16 protein-coding genes are annotated in these 19,155 nt (G+C 31.2%); 11 read left to right on the top strand and 5 right to left on the bottom strand.

From position 1 onward, the window contains the following. Positions 1 to 504: 504 nt before the first annotated feature. On the top strand, positions 505 to 1,413 hold the full coding sequence (locus IM807_RS02460; protein ID WP_196362968.1) for a 2-oxo acid dehydrogenase subunit E2: 909 nt from the start codon (positions 505 to 507) through the stop codon (positions 1,411 to 1,413). Further along, positions 1,413 to 3,227 (top strand): dihydrolipoyl dehydrogenase, encoded by a 1,815-nt coding sequence (lpdA, locus tag IM807_RS02455; protein WP_196362967.1) that lies wholly within the window; start codon positions 1,413 to 1,415, stop codon positions 3,225 to 3,227. Before IM807_RS02460 ends, lpdA begins: the two co-directional genes overlap by 1 nt. A gap of 121 nt (positions 3,228 to 3,348) precedes the next feature. Here the strand turns inward: lpdA and era are convergent, their stop codons facing one another. The 5 genes from era to IM807_RS04370 are packed head-to-tail and all read right to left on the bottom strand — an operon-like array spanning position 3,349 to position 7,492. Then, positions 3,349 to 4,227, bottom strand: a complete 879-nt coding sequence (gene era / locus IM807_RS02450) for a GTPase Era (RefSeq protein ID WP_196362966.1) — start codon at positions 4,225 to 4,227, stop codon at positions 3,349 to 3,351. A 4-nt stretch (positions 4,228 to 4,231) separates the two neighbouring features. Further along, positions 4,232 to 4,627 carry a cytidine deaminase gene (gene cdd, locus IM807_RS02445; protein WP_196362965.1) on the bottom strand — a complete coding sequence of 132 codons (396 nt, stop codon included), beginning with the start codon at positions 4,625 to 4,627 and terminating at the stop codon, positions 4,232 to 4,234. Next, positions 4,627 to 5,079, bottom strand: coding sequence for an rRNA maturation RNase YbeY (gene ybeY / locus IM807_RS02440; RefSeq protein WP_196362964.1), 453 nt, complete (start codon positions 5,077 to 5,079; stop codon positions 4,627 to 4,629). The genes cdd and ybeY overlap by 1 nt, the downstream gene beginning before the upstream one ends. An 18-nt stretch (positions 5,080 to 5,097) precedes the next feature. Further along, entirely contained in the window at positions 5,098 to 5,481 is a 384-nt protein-coding gene (locus IM807_RS02435) for an MAG1140 family protein (protein WP_196362963.1), read from the bottom strand. Further along, a complete protein-coding gene (locus IM807_RS04370) occupies positions 5,453 to 7,492 on the bottom strand; it encodes an Mbov_0121 family peptidase domain-containing ABC transporter (RefSeq protein WP_196362962.1) in 2,040 nt (679 codons plus the stop codon). Before IM807_RS04370 ends, IM807_RS02435 begins: the two co-directional genes overlap by 29 nt. 66 nt (positions 7,493 to 7,558) lie before the next feature. Between IM807_RS04370 and IM807_RS02425 the strand changes: the two genes are divergently transcribed. The 9 genes from IM807_RS02425 to IM807_RS02385 all read left to right on the top strand — a co-directional run bounded on the left by IM807_RS02425 (position 7,559) and on the right by IM807_RS02385 (position 19,144). Next, positions 7,559 to 8,755, top strand: a complete 1,197-nt coding sequence (locus IM807_RS02425; protein ID WP_196362961.1) for a phosphopentomutase — start codon at positions 7,559 to 7,561, stop codon at positions 8,753 to 8,755. Positions 8,756 to 8,834: 79 nt separating this feature from the next. Beyond that, the gene (locus IM807_RS04365; protein WP_308699292.1) at positions 8,835 to 9,542 is read left to right on the top strand and encodes a transcription antitermination protein NusB; all 708 of its coding nucleotides are present in this window, start codon (positions 8,835 to 8,837) and stop codon (positions 9,540 to 9,542) included. Beyond that, positions 9,514 to 9,975, top strand: coding sequence for a hypothetical protein (locus IM807_RS02415; protein ID WP_196362960.1), 462 nt, complete (start codon positions 9,514 to 9,516; stop codon positions 9,973 to 9,975). Before IM807_RS04365 ends, IM807_RS02415 begins: the two co-directional genes overlap by 29 nt. After that, entirely contained in the window at positions 9,976 to 10,695 is a 720-nt protein-coding gene (locus IM807_RS02410) for a TlyA family RNA methyltransferase (RefSeq protein WP_196362959.1), read from the top strand. Next, positions 10,682 to 11,827: an aminotransferase class V-fold PLP-dependent enzyme gene (locus tag IM807_RS02405; RefSeq protein ID WP_196362958.1), complete on the top strand. Its 1,146-nt coding sequence runs from the start codon at positions 10,682 to 10,684 to the stop codon at positions 11,825 to 11,827. The genes IM807_RS02410 and IM807_RS02405 overlap by 14 nt, the downstream gene beginning before the upstream one ends. Further along, positions 11,820 to 12,251, top strand: a complete 432-nt coding sequence (locus IM807_RS02400; protein ID WP_196362957.1) for an iron-sulfur cluster assembly scaffold protein — start codon at positions 11,820 to 11,822, stop codon at positions 12,249 to 12,251. Before IM807_RS02405 ends, IM807_RS02400 begins: the two co-directional genes overlap by 8 nt. Then, positions 12,229 to 12,990 (top strand): pseudouridine synthase, encoded by a 762-nt coding sequence (locus tag IM807_RS02395; RefSeq protein ID WP_196362956.1) that lies wholly within the window; start codon positions 12,229 to 12,231, stop codon positions 12,988 to 12,990. The genes IM807_RS02400 and IM807_RS02395 overlap by 23 nt, the downstream gene beginning before the upstream one ends. 568 nt (positions 12,991 to 13,558) lie before the next feature. After that, positions 13,559 to 15,478, top strand: a complete 1,920-nt coding sequence (locus IM807_RS02390; RefSeq protein ID WP_196362955.1) for a DNA gyrase subunit B — start codon at positions 13,559 to 13,561, stop codon at positions 15,476 to 15,478. Positions 15,479 to 15,730: 252 nt separating this feature from the next. Then, positions 15,731 to 19,144, top strand: a complete 3,414-nt coding sequence (locus IM807_RS02385) for a P97 family adhesin (RefSeq protein ID WP_196363097.1) — start codon at positions 15,731 to 15,733, stop codon at positions 19,142 to 19,144. The last annotated feature ends 11 nt before the right edge of the window (positions 19,145 to 19,155 follow it).

Below are 19,155 nucleotides of genomic sequence, written 5' to 3'. Positions count from 1 at the left end.
TTTTTCTTTTTTAAACTATTTTACCTATATATTTTAATTAAACTCATTTGTGAAGGCCGAGATAAATATATTAAATTATATATTGATTTCAATAAGATCATAGTAAAAATTTTAAAATTGAGATTATGGAGGTTTTCACAGCTTTTTTTGGATAATTTATGGTAAAAGTAGCAAAAAAGGCATTAAAACTATGTCCTATTTCCAATGCTTTTTTTAACATGTTAATTTTAAACTTTACTAACTACAAAATTATGCCCTATTTCCAACACTTTTTTTACCTACTAAAATTTTCCAAAATTTCTAAAAAAATTTGGAAAATGAAGCAACTAACTATAAGAATACCTTTTTGTAAAATTTCTCAAGGTTGCACAAAAATGCTTTTATTTATAGATTTTTACCCAAAAAGTTATTTTGTTTAGTTTGTTTTTAGTTTATAATTTAAGTTGTTCTGTTAAAATCTTACATATTTTAACAACTATAATTTAAAAAAAGCTAGGAAATTATATGTCAAAAATTTTAGCAACGCCAAAAGCGAAAGCAATGGCAAAAGCAGCCAACATTAATCTTGCTGATATTAAAATCAGTGGTCCTAAAATTTCATCAGAGGATGTAGAAAAGTATTTAAATTCGCTCAAAAGCACCCCAGCTCCAGCTCCGAAAGTTACCCAAACAGTGGAAAAACCAGCGCAAGTTGCCCCGAAAACACCACAACTTGAATCTCGCCGTGAACCAATTCCACCAATTCGTAAAGCAATTGCAAGAGCAATGACAAATTCATGAAATTCAGTTGCTTATGTTAATTTAGTAAACCAAATTGATGTCACTTCACTTTGAAATTTACGTAAATTGGTTTTGGAACCAGTGCAAAAAGCAGCCGGAGTTAAACTTACTTTTCTTGCTTTTATTGCCAAAGCGATCTTGATCGCGCTCGCTGATTTTCCAATTATGGCAGCAAAATATGATGAAAAATCAAACGAAATTGTCTATCCAGGAACTCTCAATTTAGGTCTTGCTGTTGATACTGAAGCTGGTTTGATGGTTCCTGTAATTAAAGATGCGCAAAATCTTTCAATTGTTGAAATTGCCAAAGAAATTATTCGCCTTGCAGGTGCCGCACGTGACAAAAAAATCAAACCAAATGAAATGCAGGGCGGATCCTTCACTATCACAAATTATGGTTCAGTTGGTTCACTTTATGGTGTTCCTGTCATAAATTACCCTGAACTTGCTATCGCAGGAGTTGGCGCAATTATTGATTCTGCTGAGGTCAAAGATGGTCAAGTTGTTGCTGCAAAAATTATGCACTTAACAGTTGCAGCCGACCACCGTTGAATTGATGGAGCAACAATTGGTCGTTTTGCCGCAAGAGTTAAAGAATTACTAGAAAAACCAGAAATTTTGGGGATTTTATAATGTATAAGTTCAAATTTGCTGATATCGGTGAAGGTCTTCACGAAGGCGTTGTAGCCGAAATTTATAAAAAAGAAGGTGATCAAGTCAATGAAGGTGACTCACTTTTTTCAGTCGAAACTGATAAAATAACATCTGATATTCCTTCACCTACAACCGGAAAAATTGTTAAAGTTTTAATGGCTGTTGGTGACACAATTCATGTTGGCCAGGAAATTTACTATATTGATGATGGCTCTGGCGCAAGTGTTGAACCAGAAGCTCCTGTTCAAAAAACTGAAGAAGCTCCTGCTGCAGCAGGAGCAAGTGTTGTTGGTGAAGTTAAAGTCAGTGATGATCTTTTAAGTTTTGATTTTGGGTCAAAAAAACAAGTTCCCCAAAATCAAGATGCTGCAAAAATTGACGCAAAAAGTGAAAATTTAGGCAAAATCTACCAAGGGAAAGTTGACAAAGAATTTGATGTTATTGTTGTCGGTTCTGGTCCTGGAGGTTATTTGGCAGCTGCTGAAGCTGGGAATAATGGGCTTTCAACTTTAATTGTTGAAAAAGAATTTTGGGGTGGAGTTTGTCTTAATGTTGGCTGTATTCCAACAAAAGCAATGCTAAAAACTGCTGAAGTCTTTGATTATATTGAACAATTCACTGAATATGGACTCTCAGGAAATTCAGATCTTAAAATTTCCTGAGAAAAAATGCACCAACGAAAAACAGAAGTTGTTAACAAATTAGTTGGTGGTGTCAAGGCAATCGTTCGTTCTGCAAAAGCAACAAGCGTTTTTGGTGAAGCAAAATTCGTGGGTAGCCATGAAATTAGTGTTGATAATCAGGTCTTTCGTGGCAAAAATATCATTCTTGCTATGGGATCAACTGATCGCAAATTGAATTTGCCAGGATTTGCTGAAGGTTACAAATCAGGTGCAATTTTAACTTCAAAAGAAGCAATCAATCTTGAAAAAAAGGCAAAATCAATTGTTATTATTGGTGGTGGAGTTATTGGTGTTGAATTTGCACAAATTTTTGCCGCTGCCGGAATTCAAGTAACAATTTTGCAAAATCTACCGAGATTACTTGCAAACCTTGATAGTGAAATTTCACAAATAATTAGTAAAAATTTGCTTGATAAAGGTGTAAAAATTCTTACAAATTGTAACATTCTTCGCTTTGAAAACAATAAAATTATCTTTGAAATTGAAGGAAAAACTCAAGAAATTAGTGCTGACAAAGTTCTTGTCAGCGTTGGTCGCCAAGCAAATTCTGAAGATCTTGCTGAAATTGGAATTGAACTTGATTCACGCAAAAGTGTTGTTGTCGATGACCAATGCCGTACAAATGTTACTGGTGTCTATGCAATTGGTGACCTTTCTGCAAAAGCAATGCTTGCTCACGTTGCTTATCGCCATGCTGTTGTTGCTGTTGGTGCAATTTTAGGAAAAACTGAAAAATATCAGGACAAAACTGTTCCTGCTTGTGTTTATACTCATCCAGAAATTGCGGTTGTTGGGCTCACTGAAGAACAAGCAAAAGAAGCAGGATTTGATTTTGTTGTTGGTAAAGCAAGTTTTGGACATATCGGAAAAGCAATCGCATCTGGGAACGCTTTTGGTTTTGCAAAATTGATTGTTGACAAAAAATACGGTGAAATAATTGGCGCTCACATAATTGGCCCAGTTGCTACTGATTTGATTTCTGAAATTGTAATTTCAATGGACAATGAGGTAACAATTCATGAAATAGCAGCGGCAATTCATCCTCACCCAACTTATAGTGAAATTATTTGGGAAGCAGCTCGTTCAATTGTTGCAAAATTAAAAAAATAATTTAAACTAGTTTTACTAAAAAGTTTTTAGTCTAGACAAAAAATGGGAAATTTTTTTAAAATTTCCCATTTTTTTATGGATTATAGTTGCTGTTATTTAGTATAATTTTTCTAGAAAAAGTTTAATAACCAAATTTTTTTATCATTTTTGGATCAGAAAATCATTTTTTTGAAACAACAACTTTTGTTTTTAGCACTACTTTTGAACCAAAAATTTCCTCTAATTCTTTTCGGGAATCAGTTCCAATTTTACCCAAAACTGTACCAGCTTTACCGACAACAATTGGTAAATGTGACTTTCTTCCAACATGAATTGTTGCTTCAATTTTGATAAATCTACTATCAGATTCATCAAAATCATCAATTACAACCGCACACTGATGAGGAATCTCATCCTCAAGATTCAATAATATTTGTTTTCGAATGATTTCTTTGGCAAAAAAGCGCGAACTTTGGTCAGTAACATCAACTTCGCTGAAAAAATGATTTGATATATAGGCATATTTTTCAATTTCTGCTAGCAAATTATCACGAAATTCAGTGGAGTTTGTTGAATAAGTGAGAATTCTTTCAAAACCTTCATTTTTCAAAATGGAAATTTTTTCATCGACTTTTAGTTCATCATTTTCAAGGTCAACTTTTGTAATTATTGCAATTTTATTGCTAATTTTACTAATTTTTTCAGCAAGCAACTTGTGATTTTCATCAAAATCTTCATTGATTGGGTACAAAAAAAGCACCAAATCAATTCCGTCAAGAGTTGAATTTATTGCTAAATTCATTGAATTACTTAAATAATTAATGCGTTTATGAAAACCTGGGGTATCAACAAAAATAATTTGAATATTGTTTTTGTTGTAAATTGCATTAATTGAATCACGGGTTGTTTGCGATTTGAAACTAACAATTGAAACAGGAAATTCAACAATTGAATTTACAAGGGAAGATTTGCCAGCATTCGGAAGGCCAACAACGGCCACAAAACAGGTTTTTTTATCCATAAATTTAAAAAAAATCCTTGTCAAATTGTAAAGGAAGTAATTTCTCCAAAGTTTCCTTTATAAATTCAGATTTTGAATTATAAAGGAAAAATTTTAAGTTTTTTGGAAAAAATTCAACACAAACTTGGAGACATTGGCCGCAAGGAACAATAAATTTTTTTGAATTTGGGCTGTAAATATGGATTTCCTGAAAATCATTTTTGCTTTTTCCAGCAAGAATTGCTTGGAAAATAGCAACTCTTTCAGCGCAAACTCCGGCTGGATAAACGGCATTTTCAATATTAACGCCCTCTCAAGTCTGGCCATTTTTGTCAACAAGAATTGCTGAAACTGCAAAATTTGAATAAGGACAGTAAGCTTTTTTACTTAAAATTTCCAATTTTGAAAAAAATTCTTGCATTAGCGCATAATCTCCAATTCTTCTAAGATTTTTTCAACTTTTTCGTGCATGAACTGATTTGTTTTTTCATCCTGGTGATCAAAACCTAATAAATGATACAAACTGTGAGCAAAAAGGTAGGAAAATTCCCTTTTTGTGGAATGGCCATATTTTTTTGCTTGCTCATAAATTTTAGCAGGAGTCATAAAAATTTCACCAAGAAATTTTAATTTAATTCCGTTTTCTTGAATCACCAAGTCATTTGGAAATGACAAAACATCAGGAACATAATTTTTATTTTTATATTTAATTGCAAGTTTTTGAGCCTTTTGCATTGAAATTAGTGTTAAATCTAAATTAATTTCACCAGAAAAATTTTCATATTTGGCAATCAAAGCAAAAATTTTCCTAAAAAGTTTTAAATAATTAAAACTAATCTTACTTTGGTTTAAAAAGTGAATTTTTAGTTGCATTTGTCAATAATTTTACTGCTATTTTACAAAAAGATCAAGAAAAGTTCCATTGTTTTCAAGAAAAAGAGTAGCTGGAATTTGTGTCTTTGGCTTTAATAATAGTGATCTAGTAAATTCTAGCATAAATTCGTTCTGTTTTGTATTAGTAATTTTCATTAATTCTAATCTAATTGTCCGATTTTCAAGCTGAAATTGTACAAACGAGTCTTTGCTAAGTAAATAATAAATATCCGAATTTACCTTTGTGAAGGTTTTTTGATTTTCATCAATTTCAAGGATAAAATTAACTGTTTTGTAAGTTTTAATGTTAAAAAAATAATATAAACTAATTCCCATTAGTGAAATTAGAAAAATGCTAGCAAAAATTGAAACCTTACTGTTTCGATATATTTTTGATATCAAGAATCTCTCCTTCCTCATTTAAAAATCGTTTTGAATGAGAAATTTCTACAAAAATTGCTCTTTTTTGATAAGTTTTAATTGCTTTTTTTAAAAATTCAAAATTTTTTTCATCAATATTTTCAAAAGCTTCATCTAATAAAATAAGATCAAAATTTTGTGTTAGCAATTGCAAAAGAGCAATTATTTGTTTTTGCCCACTTGAAAAATTAGAACCATTATTAATAAATTTAGTATCAAGTGAAATCTGTCAAGTATAAAGCATTTCTTGAATGTCAAAGCGCTGAAAATTACTAATTAAATTTTGAATTTTTTCAGGGTTTTCGTTTGTAATGAATGATAAAACTGAAATACTAGGAAAATAATTTTGTGATTTTATATAGCAAATTCGCTTTCGTAGTTCATTTTTGTCATAATATTTTAAATCCAAATTATTGATTAAAAATTCACCATTATAAACTATTTCCTGGTTTAAAAGTTTCAAAAAAGTTGATTTTCCACTTCCATTTTTGCCAACAACTCGCAAATTATTCTTAATTTGCATCTTTTCAACATGGAAAAGCGTCCTATTACCGTAGTAACTTACACTTAAATCCTTCAATTTAATGTCCGAAATTTTTTGATGATATTTTCCTTTTTCCTCTTTTTCAATGTTTAAGATGAAATTTAAAAGTTCAAGTTCCTTTAAAAAAATTGGTAAATTTGTAACAATATCAACAAATGAAGAAAGGGGGTTTATGAAAAAACTAAAAAAACTAAGGAATAATAGGAGTTCACCAATTGTTAATTTTTTGTCAAAAATTCAAAATGAGGACACAAAAACAATTAAAATTGGAGCAATTGTAAAGATAAAATTGTTAAAACCTGATAAAATGCTTTCTTTTTTTCAAATATTAAATTCAGTTTTTTTATAACGATAGTATTTTTCATCAAATTGGCGTTTTAAATTTTTGTAAACATCTTCGCGCTTTAAATTTTCAATTGAAAAAATCATGTCATTTGTACTTGTCAAGCTGTTTAATTTGTCCTCAAGCAAAAATCGATGATTTAGTGTAATTTTTTTACGAAAAATTACACTAACAAGAAGATAAACAAAACTAATTGCCAAAATTAAGCCGAACATTTTTATGTCAATTCAGACTAAAATTGAAAATGAAATTAAAAAAGTAATAATTTCATTGAAAATATGATAGTAAAAACTTGCACTAAAACCTGCAAAACTAGGGATTAAATTGATTCGTCGAATATAATCATGATTGTCTAGCTTTAAAAGCTGAAAATTTTTCCCCGACTTTAAGGCGTTAAAAAAACGATCAAAAATGTCTTTTTCAATTTGCATTTCAATTTTTTGGATATAAGTTTTTTTAAAAAGATCTTGTAAAACTCGCCAAAAAGCAATTCAAATAAAGAATAAGCAAACCTTCAAAACCAGCGAAATTTGTTGCTGTGGAAGTACTTTATCAATAACTGTTTTTAAAAATAATGATGAAACAAAGTTGCTAACTGCGGTGATAAAAAATAAAAAAAGTAGGTATCAATTACTTTTTGCTTCAAGGAAAAACCACCAATTATTTCAAGAATTAGATTTTTTACTGTTTTTATTGTAATCTAAATCTTTTTGAGCAAAAATTATAACATTTTGGAAAATTTTTGCCATTACTTCATTTCTAATTCGTATCTTTCCTTTTAAAGGGTCAATAACATGAAAAAATCTCCTTGTATTTTTTACTAGCAAAACATAGTGGTTTATTTCTCCTGTTTTGACTAAAATTATTGTTGGTTTGGCCAAGTCAATTGATTTTAAATTGTCATAACTAGCGCCATAAGATTCAAGAATTATTCCAAATTCCTTTGCTAAATGTTCCAAATTAGCAATATTAATACCATCATGTGAATAAAAAGCTTTAGTTTTTAGTGAATTAATTGATAATTTTTTATCATAAAAATGGTGATAAATTGACTGAATTACAGCCAAACCGCAATCTCTTGAATCCTTTTGTAAAAATATTTTCATTTTCTAAACATAATTAATGTAAAATTTATAAATCTAATAAAAAAAAGGAAAGAAAAGGGAAAAATTGTGTCAAAGTTTAGATTTAACCGTGTTTTTTTAATCATCACAGATTCGTTAGGGATCGGGGACGATGGTCACCAGGAATTTTTTGGTGATTCAGGCGCTAACACTTTTTATAGCGCATCAAAAACAGGCGAATTGCGAATTCCATTTTGAAAAAAAATGGGAATCACTAACGTTGCAAAGGTGGAAAATGGTGGTAAAAAAAACAAAGAACCGCTTGCATATGTTTCCAAAATAATTGTCAAATCAAAAGCAAAAGATACGCTTGCAGGACATCTGGAAATGATGGGGATTGAAACTGTCACACCAAGTCCTAATTTTGAAAATGGTTTCCCACCTGAATTAATTCAGGAACTTGAAAAAGCCTTTGATGGCCGAAAAATAATTGGCAATAAATCAATTAGTGGCACTGTGATTTTAAGTGAATTAGGACAAAAATCCATTGAGGAAAACAAGATAATTGTTTACACTTCTCCTGATTCTACTTTGCAAATTTGTGGTCATGAAGAAAAATTAGGGCTTGAAAATTTGTATCGTTTTGCCAAATCAGCGCGGCAAATTTGTTCTTCAAAGCCAGAATGAAACGTTTCAAGAGTGATTGCAAGACCTTTTATTGGCGAAAACGGCAAATTTACGCGCACCTTTAATCGTCATGATTATGCAAATTTGCCACCAAAGTCAATTCTTGATGCATTACAAAAAAAAGGAATTAAAACAATTGGAGTTGGAAAAATTGCTGATATTTTTTCTGGCCAAGGGATTGATGAAATTTATGGTCCTAATAGCGATGAAAATAACATGGATATTGCAATTGAACTTGCACAAAAAATTACAAAAAATGAGTTCATTTTTGTTAATTTAGTCGAATTTGATTCTCATTACGGACATCGCCGCGATGTCAATGGTTATTGCCAGAATTTAAATAATTTTGACATTAAATTAGCAAAATTAGTGAATGCTTTGGATAAAAATGACCTACTTATTATTTCATCAGATCACGGAAATGATCCTCTTTTTCCAGGCACTAATCACACAAGAGAGGCGCTTCCAGTGACAATTTTCTCTAAAAAGTTCACTTCAAAAACTAAAGAATTGAAAAATCCTATTGATTCACTTGCAACAATCGGCAACATAATTGCGCGGAATTTTGGGATTGAATTGGCTAAAATTGGCGAAGATATTTTTGATCTATTAAAATAAATTAAAAAAAGGAATATCATAAAATTGCACTTTGCTTTATAATTAAATTATAAAATAAATTTAAAAGTTTGAGAAAATTATGAGCAAGTTTCAAAAAAAAATTTACCCAAAAATGAAAAATGAATTAGGTAAAGAACAAATTGAACCAACTTCATATCGTTCTGAAAACTCTGTTTTTTTTCAAAAAAATACAGAGTTTTCAGCAAATTTGTACACAAATTTTCAGAAAAAAAATAATTCTGAAAATGAAAATTATGAGAAAAAAAATGAATTTAACTCACATTTTTCAAAGAATGCAAACAAAAATTGTGGTTGTGAAACCAAGATTTATTTTGACGAATTTACTTCTGAAACTAAAAAAAATGAAATGCGAAATCTTTCTAGGCAGCGCACAAAAAGAATGATGAACATTTCACTTGTCTATAGTTGAGAACTTTTTGATAAAAATATTGATATTGATGTTATTAAGGCAAGATATTTTGACTTGACCCAAGATCAGGTTAAACTTCTTTCATTTATTCAACGAAATTATACTTTTTTGAAAAAAGTGATTGTTTTGCAACTAAGATCAAATTGAAGTTGAGAGAGAATTTTCCCACTAATTCGTTCAATTTTGATTGTAGGTGCAGCAGAATTATTTTTTATTGCGCCAAAAATTGTTTTTAATGAATCAATTGAAATTACAAAAATTTTTTGTGCAAAAAACGACACTGATTATTCTTTTGTAAATGCAGTTTTGCAAAAAATTTACGACTATTATGAAATTAAAAATATTTTACGATCATAAAAATAAGTGTGAAATTAAAAAATTCATTAAAAATGAAGTTAAATTTCGCCATTACAAACAAGTTTTGGGCAAAAAATTTAGTTATTTATTTTATTATTTGTCAAAAATTTTAGTTGCTGAAATTCCTAATTCAGAATGCGCAATGCTTGATTTAAAACTAATTAGCAACATTGACAAAATTGAAACTTGAATTTCTTGTGTTGGTTATTTTTCAGAGCTAAACTTGAAATTCAACATTCAAATTTGCAAAAGCTTGGCAACTTTTTTATATTATAGTTGAAAAATTTACTTACAAAAATTCAAGTTTAAGCCAAAATTATTTAACTACGAACACAAAAGACGCAACGCTTTCAACCTTTTGTCACTTGAATGAATTAAAATTGATTCTGAATTCAACAAAAAAATAATTGCTATTCTCAAGAGGTGAAAATAGATGAATTTGGTCGAAAAAATTCAAAAAATGGGTTTTGAAAATGCAGAATCTCTCATTCGTGCTGGTTATGTTAAGGTCAATGATCAAATTTGTTGACTTCCAAGTCAAAAAATTTCCGGACTTGAACAAATTTCGATCAACCAAAAATTTCCCTATGTTTCTAGAGGGGCATTAAAATTGCTTGCGGCTCACAAGCAATTTTTACTTGATTTTAGTAACAAAATTATTCTTGATATCGGCGCCTCTGCAGGTGGATTCACCGAAATTTGCCTTGAAAAAGGTGCGAAAAAAGTTTTTGCACTTGACTCAGGAACTAACCAACTTGACTATAAATTGCGGGTGGATCCGCGTGTGAAAGTGATGGAAAAAACGAACATTAGGCTTGTAAATCCGGCATTTTTTTCAGATTCGCTTGATTTTGTAGTTTGCGATGTCTCCTTTATTAGTCTAAAAAAGGTTTTGGTTGTTGTCAAAAATTTGCTAGAATCAGGTAAATTTTTCCTTGCACTTTTAAAACCACAATTTGAAGCAAGTTCTAAATATGTTGAAAAAGGCGGTTTTGTGAATGAAAAATATCACCAATTTTTAATTAATCGGGTTGTTGAATTTGCAAAAGCTGATTTTGAACTAATTGATTCAATGAAGTCACCAATTAAAGGTTTAAAAGCAAAAAATATTGAATATTTTTTGCTTTTTAGAAGAAAAAATGACAAATTATAAGCGCTTCTTCCCCTTTTCCAACAAAATAATTTATTTAGATTCAGCTGCAATGATGCAAAAACCAAATTTAGTGATAAAGGAAATTGTTGATTTTTACCAGAATTTTGCTGTGAGCACACACTCGCAGAATTCCAAAATAAGCTTTGAAAATAAGGAAAAAATTACTAAGATTCGGCAAAAAATTGCTAAGTTAATCGACGCTGAAGCAAATGAAGTTATTTTTTCCTCTGGTACAACTGAATCAATTAATTTATTTGCAAATATGGTGAAAAAATTTATTAAAAAAGGTGATGAAATTCTCCTTTCACCGCTAAATCACTCTTCAAATTTGATTGTTTGGATTAAAATCGCAAAGGAAAACAGTGCAAAAATTGTCTATAGTACTTCAATAATTGACAAAATTTCAAAAAAAACAAAAATTATTGCTTTTAGTCAAACAAATAATTCGCTTTTAGTGGAGCTTGATCTACATCAAATTTGAAAAGAAGCCGTAAAATATGGTATTTTTGTAGTTAATGATGCCACCCAAGCAATCAATTTTCAAAAGGTTAGCATTAATTTTGCCCATGCGATCGCTTTTAGCGGAAATAAATTTTACGGACCAACTGGAATTGGAGTTTTGGCGGTTAAAAAATCGCTTTTAGACAAACTAGAACCAGTAAAATTTGGTGGCGGAACTGTTGCAAAAGTTAATAATTTAGAAATAATTTATCACGAAGGTGTTAGAAAATTTGAGGCAGGAACGCAAAATTTTGCAGCAATTTGAGGATTAAATGCTGCAATTGATTTTGTTGAAAAAATCACTTTTGTTAAAATTGCAAAAAGATTAGAAAAATTGAGTAAATATTTATATGAAAAATTGGAAAAAATTGAAGGAATTAAAATTTATTCAAAAAAAGGAGACCACATTTTTCTTTTTAATATCAAGGGTTTTCACTCTCAGGACGTTGCTTCATATTTGGGAAACAACAATATTTATGTTCGAAGCGGTAATTTTTGTGTTCCACTACTGAAACAAGTGTTAAAAAATAGCAGTTTCATTCGTGTTTCGCTAGCATTTTACAACGATTTTGTTGATATTGACACATTAATTTATCATTTAGAAAAAAAGGATTTTTTAAATTTTGTATAACGATTTCACCAGAAGACAAAAAATTATTATTGAATCTAATAAAAATTTTAAAGAAAAAAGGCGGGTTTGTCACTCTAATCAATTAAAACGCAACGAAAATTGTGATGAATTCGCACTTGTTGATTTGAAGATTTCACAAGGGAAGGTCACTAAAATTCAATTTTGTGCTCAGGGATGTCATCTTTTAGTTGCATCATGTTTTTTGTTTGAAAAAATTTTGTTTGGAAAAGATGTAAAAAAATCAATTTTTTTGATTGAAAAATACAGAAAAATGATTGATTTTGGTAAAATTGACCCTGACTTGTTAGATTTGAATGCGCTTGTGATGACAAAAAGTCATCCAAATCGTGTTTCTTGCGTGAAAATTGCAGCCGATTTGTTGGAAGAAAAATTAAAAAAATATGGAAAATCCAATTCGAATTAATAAATTTTTGTCAAAAAAAGGGATTGCTTCTCGCCGCAATTCTGAAAAATTAATTCTTGAAAATCGCGTCAAAATTAATGGTAAATTTGCTAAAATTGGGCAATTTGTTGTTGAAAGTGACCAAATTGAAATTGATGGGACCAAAATTGGAAGAAAGCCAAGAATTTATTGATATGCGATAAATAAGCCAAAAAATTGCATATCAAGCCGATTTGACCCTGAAAATCGAAGAACAATCATTGATTTTTTTAACAAAAATACTTATTTATTTCCTGTTGGTAGACTTGATTATGACACAACTGGAATAATTTTAGTCACAAATGATGGTGAGATTGCTCACAAATTGTTGCATCCGAGTTTTGAAATTGAGCGAAAATATTTGGTTGAAACAGACTTTTCTCTTTCAGAAAATGAAATTGACTTCCTAAATACAAGAAAAATTTACTTGGACGGCGTGAAGTCAGTTCAAAAAATTGAAAAAGTTGCCTCAAGAAAATTTCTTGTACAAGTTTGACAGGGTTCAAACCACCATATTAAAAAAATTTTTGCGGTTATCAAAAAAAAAGTTATCAATCTTGAACGAGTAAATTTTGCTGGAATTTCGGTTGGAAAATTAAAATATGGTGAATTTCGGAAATTAACAAATGCTGAAATTAAGTCTTTGATGTTCCAAGTTCAGGATAAAAAAAATTATGATTTTGCCAAAAAAAGTTCTAAAAAAATTGGTTTCAAAAATTAAGCGCTTATCAACCCTTGCTTAAATTGATTTTTGATAAATTTATATGAAAAATTAGACGATTTTTTTAAATTTTTCTACTTTTTCACAATTATAACGATTTTAAAATTTTAAAATTTTAAAAGTACACATTTTCGGCACTTTTTGTGATCCTCTTTTTAAGGGTTTTACCTTATTATAAAAAATTAAAAAATGATTCGAAAAACTCGTCGCATGACACCATCTTTTTTAATTTTTGACCAATTACACATGAAAATGCTGTCTGGAAAATTGAAAATTGACTAGATTTTACTAAATTTTCCACCTTTTGAGTGGTTTTATCAATCTAAATTTGAAAAAATACCTTAAAACCAAGGATTTTTTATAGTTTTCAATTTTTAGCAAAGGTTGCAAAAACCACATAACTAATAAAGTTTAAAAATCAATGCTTTTTACTCCAAATTTGTTTTGATCTTTTGATAAATAACATCAAAAAGTGTCAATTTTTCAAAATATCTTTTTGTTTCTATGATATAATTTTTACATTTAATTTATAAATACAATAGTAGAAGTTTTAAAAAGGGGGGTGGCAATGTCAAAAGATTATCAAGCAGAAAGTATTGTCACCCTTGAGGGGCTTGAAGCTGTTCGGAAAAGACCGGGGATGTACATTGGTGGAACAGGAATTGAGCCACTCCACCATTTAATTTGAGAAATTGTTGACAATGCAGTCGACGAAGCTCTTGCTGGCTTTGCATCAAAAATTTTGATTACTATTATTGATGATCACAAAATTAGCATTGAGGATAATGGTCGTGGAATTCCGGTTGGAATTCACCCAAAACACGGTGTTTCTGCTGCCGAAGTTGTTTTGACAATTTTGCATTCTGGCGGGAAATTTGGTGGTAAATCCTACAAAGTTTCTGGTGGTTTGCATGGAGTTGGTGCCTCCGTTGTTAATGCACTTGCAAAAAATTTGCAGGTTTTTATTAAGCGTGATGGAAAATTGTGGTTCCAAGAATTTGTCAATGGCGGTAAAAAACTTGCCGATTTAGCAGCAATTGCCGATTTAGATGAAGATACAACTGGAACACAAATTATTTTTGAACCCGATTTTAACATCATGGAAAAAAATAGTTTTCATCTTGACCGAATTCTTGACCGAATTCGTCAAACTGCCTATTTAACTCGTGGTCTTGAATTTGAAATCATTGATAATCGAACCGGGTTTAGAAAAAATTATCGTTTTGATGGCGGTATCTTAGATTATGTCACTGAGTTGACAAAAAATGACCAAAAAATAAACGATCAAATTATTTATGTAGAGGATGAATTTGAAGATAACGACAATACGATCAAAGTTGAAGTTGGACTTTGTTATGTTAGTGATGAACATAGCAAAATCTTGAGTTACACCAATAATATTTATAATCAAGAGGGTGGAACTCACGAAAAAGGTCTTTTTGATTCCCTTTGGCGCATTTTAAATAATTACGCTTTAAACAACAAACTTATCCGTTCAGAGGCGGATAAGTTTGACAAACAAGACATAAAAGACGGCCTAGTTTCAATTGTTTCAATCAAGCATACCAATCCAATTTTTGAAGGACAAACAAAAGGAAAATTGAACAATCCTGAAGTTCGCCAGTTTGTAAATAGAGCTTTCAGTGCAGTTTTTGAGCGTTTTCTTGCCGAAAATCCAGATCAGGCAAAAAGGATTATTGATCGCAATTTACTTGCTCAAAAAGCTTCACGTGCTGCAAAATCTGCACGTGAAGCAGTTAAGCGAAAATCAATTTTTGACATTGGAACTTTACCAGGAAAATTAGCTGATTGCTCTACAAAAAATCCTTTGGATGCTGAACTTTATATTGTCGAGGGGAACTCAGCTGGTGGAAGTGCAAAAATGGGTCGTGACCGCCATTTTCAGGCAATTTTACCTTTAAGAGGAAAAGTGATAAATTCACATCGTAGTCAGCTTGAAAAAGTGTTGAATAACGAGGAAATTTTGTCAATGATTGCCGCCTTTGGAACAGGAGTTGGCACCGAGTTCAACATCAACAAGATTCGCTATCAAAAAATTATTTTAATGACTGATGCTGATTCAGATGGTTCACACATTCGCTCACTTTTACTCACTTTTTTGTATCGCTATTTCCGTGAATTGATTGAGTTTGGCTTTATTTATATAGCAATTCCGCCACTTTATAAAATTACAGTTAATAAAAAAATAACTTATGCTTACAATGAAGGCGAAAAAGAACAACTTTTAAGTCAAATTGACAATAACAATACCAAATTTTCGGTGCAGCGTTATAAAGGTCTTGGGGAAATGAATCCCGAACAACTTTGGGAAACAACAATGGATCCGCAAACTCGAAGGATGTCGCAGGTACAAATTCATGATGCCGAGCAAGTCGCGCAAGTTTTTGAATGCCTGATGGGTGAAGATGTTACTCCACGGAAGATTTTTATTGAGGAGAATGCTCAATATGCCAAAATTGATGTCTAAGTTATTGTTTTGGTAGATTTAGTAGTATTAAATTTTTCTTCTTTTTGACTAAAAAATGCTAATAAATTTGTTTTTGTTAGCATTTTTGCTTTTTTTTTTTTTTTGGTTTGGTATAATTTTTTTAGAACTTTAACTTTTGTTCTTTTGTGAAATTTTCTTTAATTTAAAATTCCCAAAAAGAGAGCAAAAATGCTTTCAAAAAGTGAAAATTAGCAAAAAACCGCTTTATTTTGATTAACTGGAGGTTAATTTATGAATAAATTTTTAAAATCAAGGACGTTCCAAATTGGACTTGCGACTGGTATATTTAGCGTTGGTGTTTTTGTTACTGTTGTTAGCCTTGCTTCAACGATTAAATATAATGCTGAAAATCCACGAAAACAAGCGAATGATTTTGCCCAAAAAATTACCAATTTGGCTTTTAGCTCCGAAGCTTTTGATGCGAATTCTGACTACCAAACTGTCAAAAATTCACTTGTTGATTCAAACAACCAAATTAAAGATCAAGAAAGCGCGATTCGTTACTTTTCCTACTTTACAAAAAATGGTGAAAATCTAGAAAAAATTGACTTGTCTAATAAAGAGTACAGTGAAAAGCACCTTAATTTCCGGATTCTTGAAATTATTCCTGACGATATAAATCAGAATTTTCTTGTTAAATTTCAGGTTAGTCAAGCGCTTGAAAATGGTGATGTTGCAAATTCTGACATTTTTCAGCAAACTGTTGCCTTCGCCAGAGAGGGCAAATTTTTAATTGCTGAATTTAATTCAACACTCAAAAAAATTACTGATAAATTAAATGAACAAATTCAAAATTTAACCTCTACTAAAGTTAGCAACTTTGTTGACCAAAAAAATGCTGCAGGCACAAACAATACCGTAAACCCGGCATCTTTACGTCCAATTGACTTTCAAAATGATCTTAATACAGCAATAAATTCTAGCCAATTAAACACAAAACTCGCTAGTTATTTTCCGACCTTGAAAAATCTTGTTGATAGTCTAAATGCTTTGCCTGAGAATAAAATTCCAAACGATACTGCTAAAATTTTTGATTTTAGCTTTGTCAAAGATCGTTCTACCTACCAATTTGTTGGTCTTCAAGACCAAATTCCGGTACTTTTTTTGGAAGCAAACTTGACAAACGCGGCTCGCAACCAAATTGGTGAGTCTGCAATCAACCTCAAACCAATCATCAATGTAATTAAAATTGTCAAAAAAAATAATTCTTCTTATTTTTTAGATCTAAATGATTTTATCAAAAATTTAAATCTAAAAAATCCGGAAAAAACTGATTTTAATTCAACTGAAATTAGTAAAATTTTTGCTCAAGAATTTTTAGCAAAAATTAAATCTGGATTTTTTGGAAATCAAACCAAAAAATCCATGAACACAGAGCAAGAAATCAAGTCACTTTTGACTACAAAGGAACTCAAATTTGACTTTGGTAAGTTCAAGGAAATGTTCAAAACAAAAGATACCACGGGACTTGGTTTCACTTTTGATACCCAAAAAGCTTTTGTAGATCCTGTTAATAAAACTAGCCTTGTGATCCCTTACGAAATTGCTGTTCATGGTGGTTTTTTTGCCAAAGAAGGTTCAAATCAAGAGGTTGCCACCAAAAAAGGTGAATTAAAATTGATTGGTTTCAAATCAGTTGAAAAAAGCGCTACAACACCAACTTTGCCAGCGCCAAATAGTGAAATTTTTAAACAAAAATTTGTTGAAGGAATTGATAAAGCTAAAGAAAGACAAGCTTTATTTGACTTTGGCGGTACTCCTCGTTCTTCTCTACGCAAGCTTGCAAAAGAAGAATTTGAGGAACTTTTTAAGGCGCCAGCAGATGAAAAGAAACTTAATAAATTAAGAGAAGTTTTAGCCAAAAATTACGATTTTAATTTTGCTCCCTACTTTTCGCTAGTTGATTCCTGGACCGGTAAATTGAGAATCCCAACAATTGCTGACATCCAAAAGTTTACTAAAGATCAAAGAGAAATTCTTCGTAATAAAGGTTTGGCAGTTCTTGATTCACGTGAATTTCTTCGTGATGGCCACCAAGTTGCCAGTTTTTTTCAAGATTTGCTAACAAAAGACCAAAAAACAATTGTGACAACACTTTTTGAGCTTACCAAAAAATTTGGATTACTTGATGAAAGCAAGGATTTACCTGAAGATCTTTTGAATGCAAAAGATAATCTTTTTAGTGCTGCAAAAAAAATTACTCTTACAAATACAACCACTGAACCTAACAAAAACGAAGTCAAATTACTCTCATTTAACGATGTTTGAACCAATTTTGAAGAAGGTGGAATTGGATTTTACGGGACTTTGGGTTTGCCGCAAGAAATTAAAAGTAAAGTTGACAGCCTCACCAGTGACAGCGTGATTTTCGCTGAACTTAAAAAAGAATCACTAGTGAAAAAAGGAATGGCTAAACCTGTAGCAGTAGATTCTGTTTCCACAGAAAATAATAAAAAATTGACAGAATCAACAAAATTTACCACTTTTGGTGACATTTTGCTAGCTTTTTTCCTCAAAGCAGCTCAATTTGATAATTTTTCAGCTTGAGCCAAACTTGACGATAATCTCAAATACACTTTGGTGATTGAAAAAGGGAACGAGCTTGAAGACAAAAATAAAAAGGAAACTGTTGATGAAGAAGTTAAAAAATTAACTGAAGCGATAAAAAAAACAGAGGGGACTTCTAACCAAGGCAAAAAAGCCGAGGGTGCTCAGAACCAAGGCAAAAAATCCGAAGGTGCCCAAAATCAAGGGAAAAAAGCTGAAGGTGCCCAAAATCAAGGGAAAAAGGCTGAGGGTGCTCAGAACCAAGGCAAAAAATCCGAAGGCGCCCAAAATCAAGGGAAAAAATCCGAAGGAGCCCAGAATCAAGGGAAAAAGGTCGAGGGTGCCCAAAATCAAGGCAAAAAAGAAGAATATCTTCCTGTCAATTTCAAATTTAGAATTGAATATGCTAACCAAAATGCTGATTTAGTTTTCACGACCCCTCCTACCAAAATGTTTTTGGAGTTGGAAAGTGAAGAAGAATACAAGAAAAACAAAGTAATTAGAGAGCTTGATGAGGTTATTTCAGCGATTCCACAGGAATTTTCAGAAACAACTTTAGAAGCAACAGCGTTTGATAATTTGAAGTTTCCGAAATCCGAAGGCGCTCAAAATCAAGGGAAAAAGGCTGAGGGTGCTCAGAATCAAGGGAAAAAATCTGAAGGTGCTCAAAATCAAGGCAAAAAAGCCGAGGGTGCCCAGAATCAAGGGAAAAAAGCCGAAGGAGCCCAGAATCAAGGTAAAAAAGCCGAGGGTGCCCAAAATCAAGGCAAAAAAGCTGAAGGTGCTCAGAACCAAGGCAAAAAATCCGAGGGTGCTCAGAGCCAAGAGAGTGAGGATTCAATTTCTGTATTTCTTCCTGAATTAGGTAAAAAAATCGATGATTTCCTTACCAAAAATTATAGTGGGAAAAATTATAAAACCAAAGTTGAGAGTATCGAATCACTTCTTAACAACCAGACTGTAAAAGTTGTTTTGTTCAGACTTCAAGCGCAAACTGAAGGTGCTCAGAACCAAGGCTCTCAAATTTCTAGTTTAAAATTCAAAATTATTGTAAATAAAGGTGCCAGGAGTACGGCCAGCAACATCTCAACTAAGTAAATAATAAGTAA

The sequence above is a fragment of the Mycoplasma sp. 'Moose RK' genome, assembly GCF_015708155.1.
Lineage (GTDB): Bacteria > Bacillota_I > Bacilli_A > Mycoplasmatales > Metamycoplasmataceae > Mesomycoplasma.
Note: the sequence above shows the minus strand (reverse complement) of the source record. Positions and strands in the feature narration are given on the sequence as shown.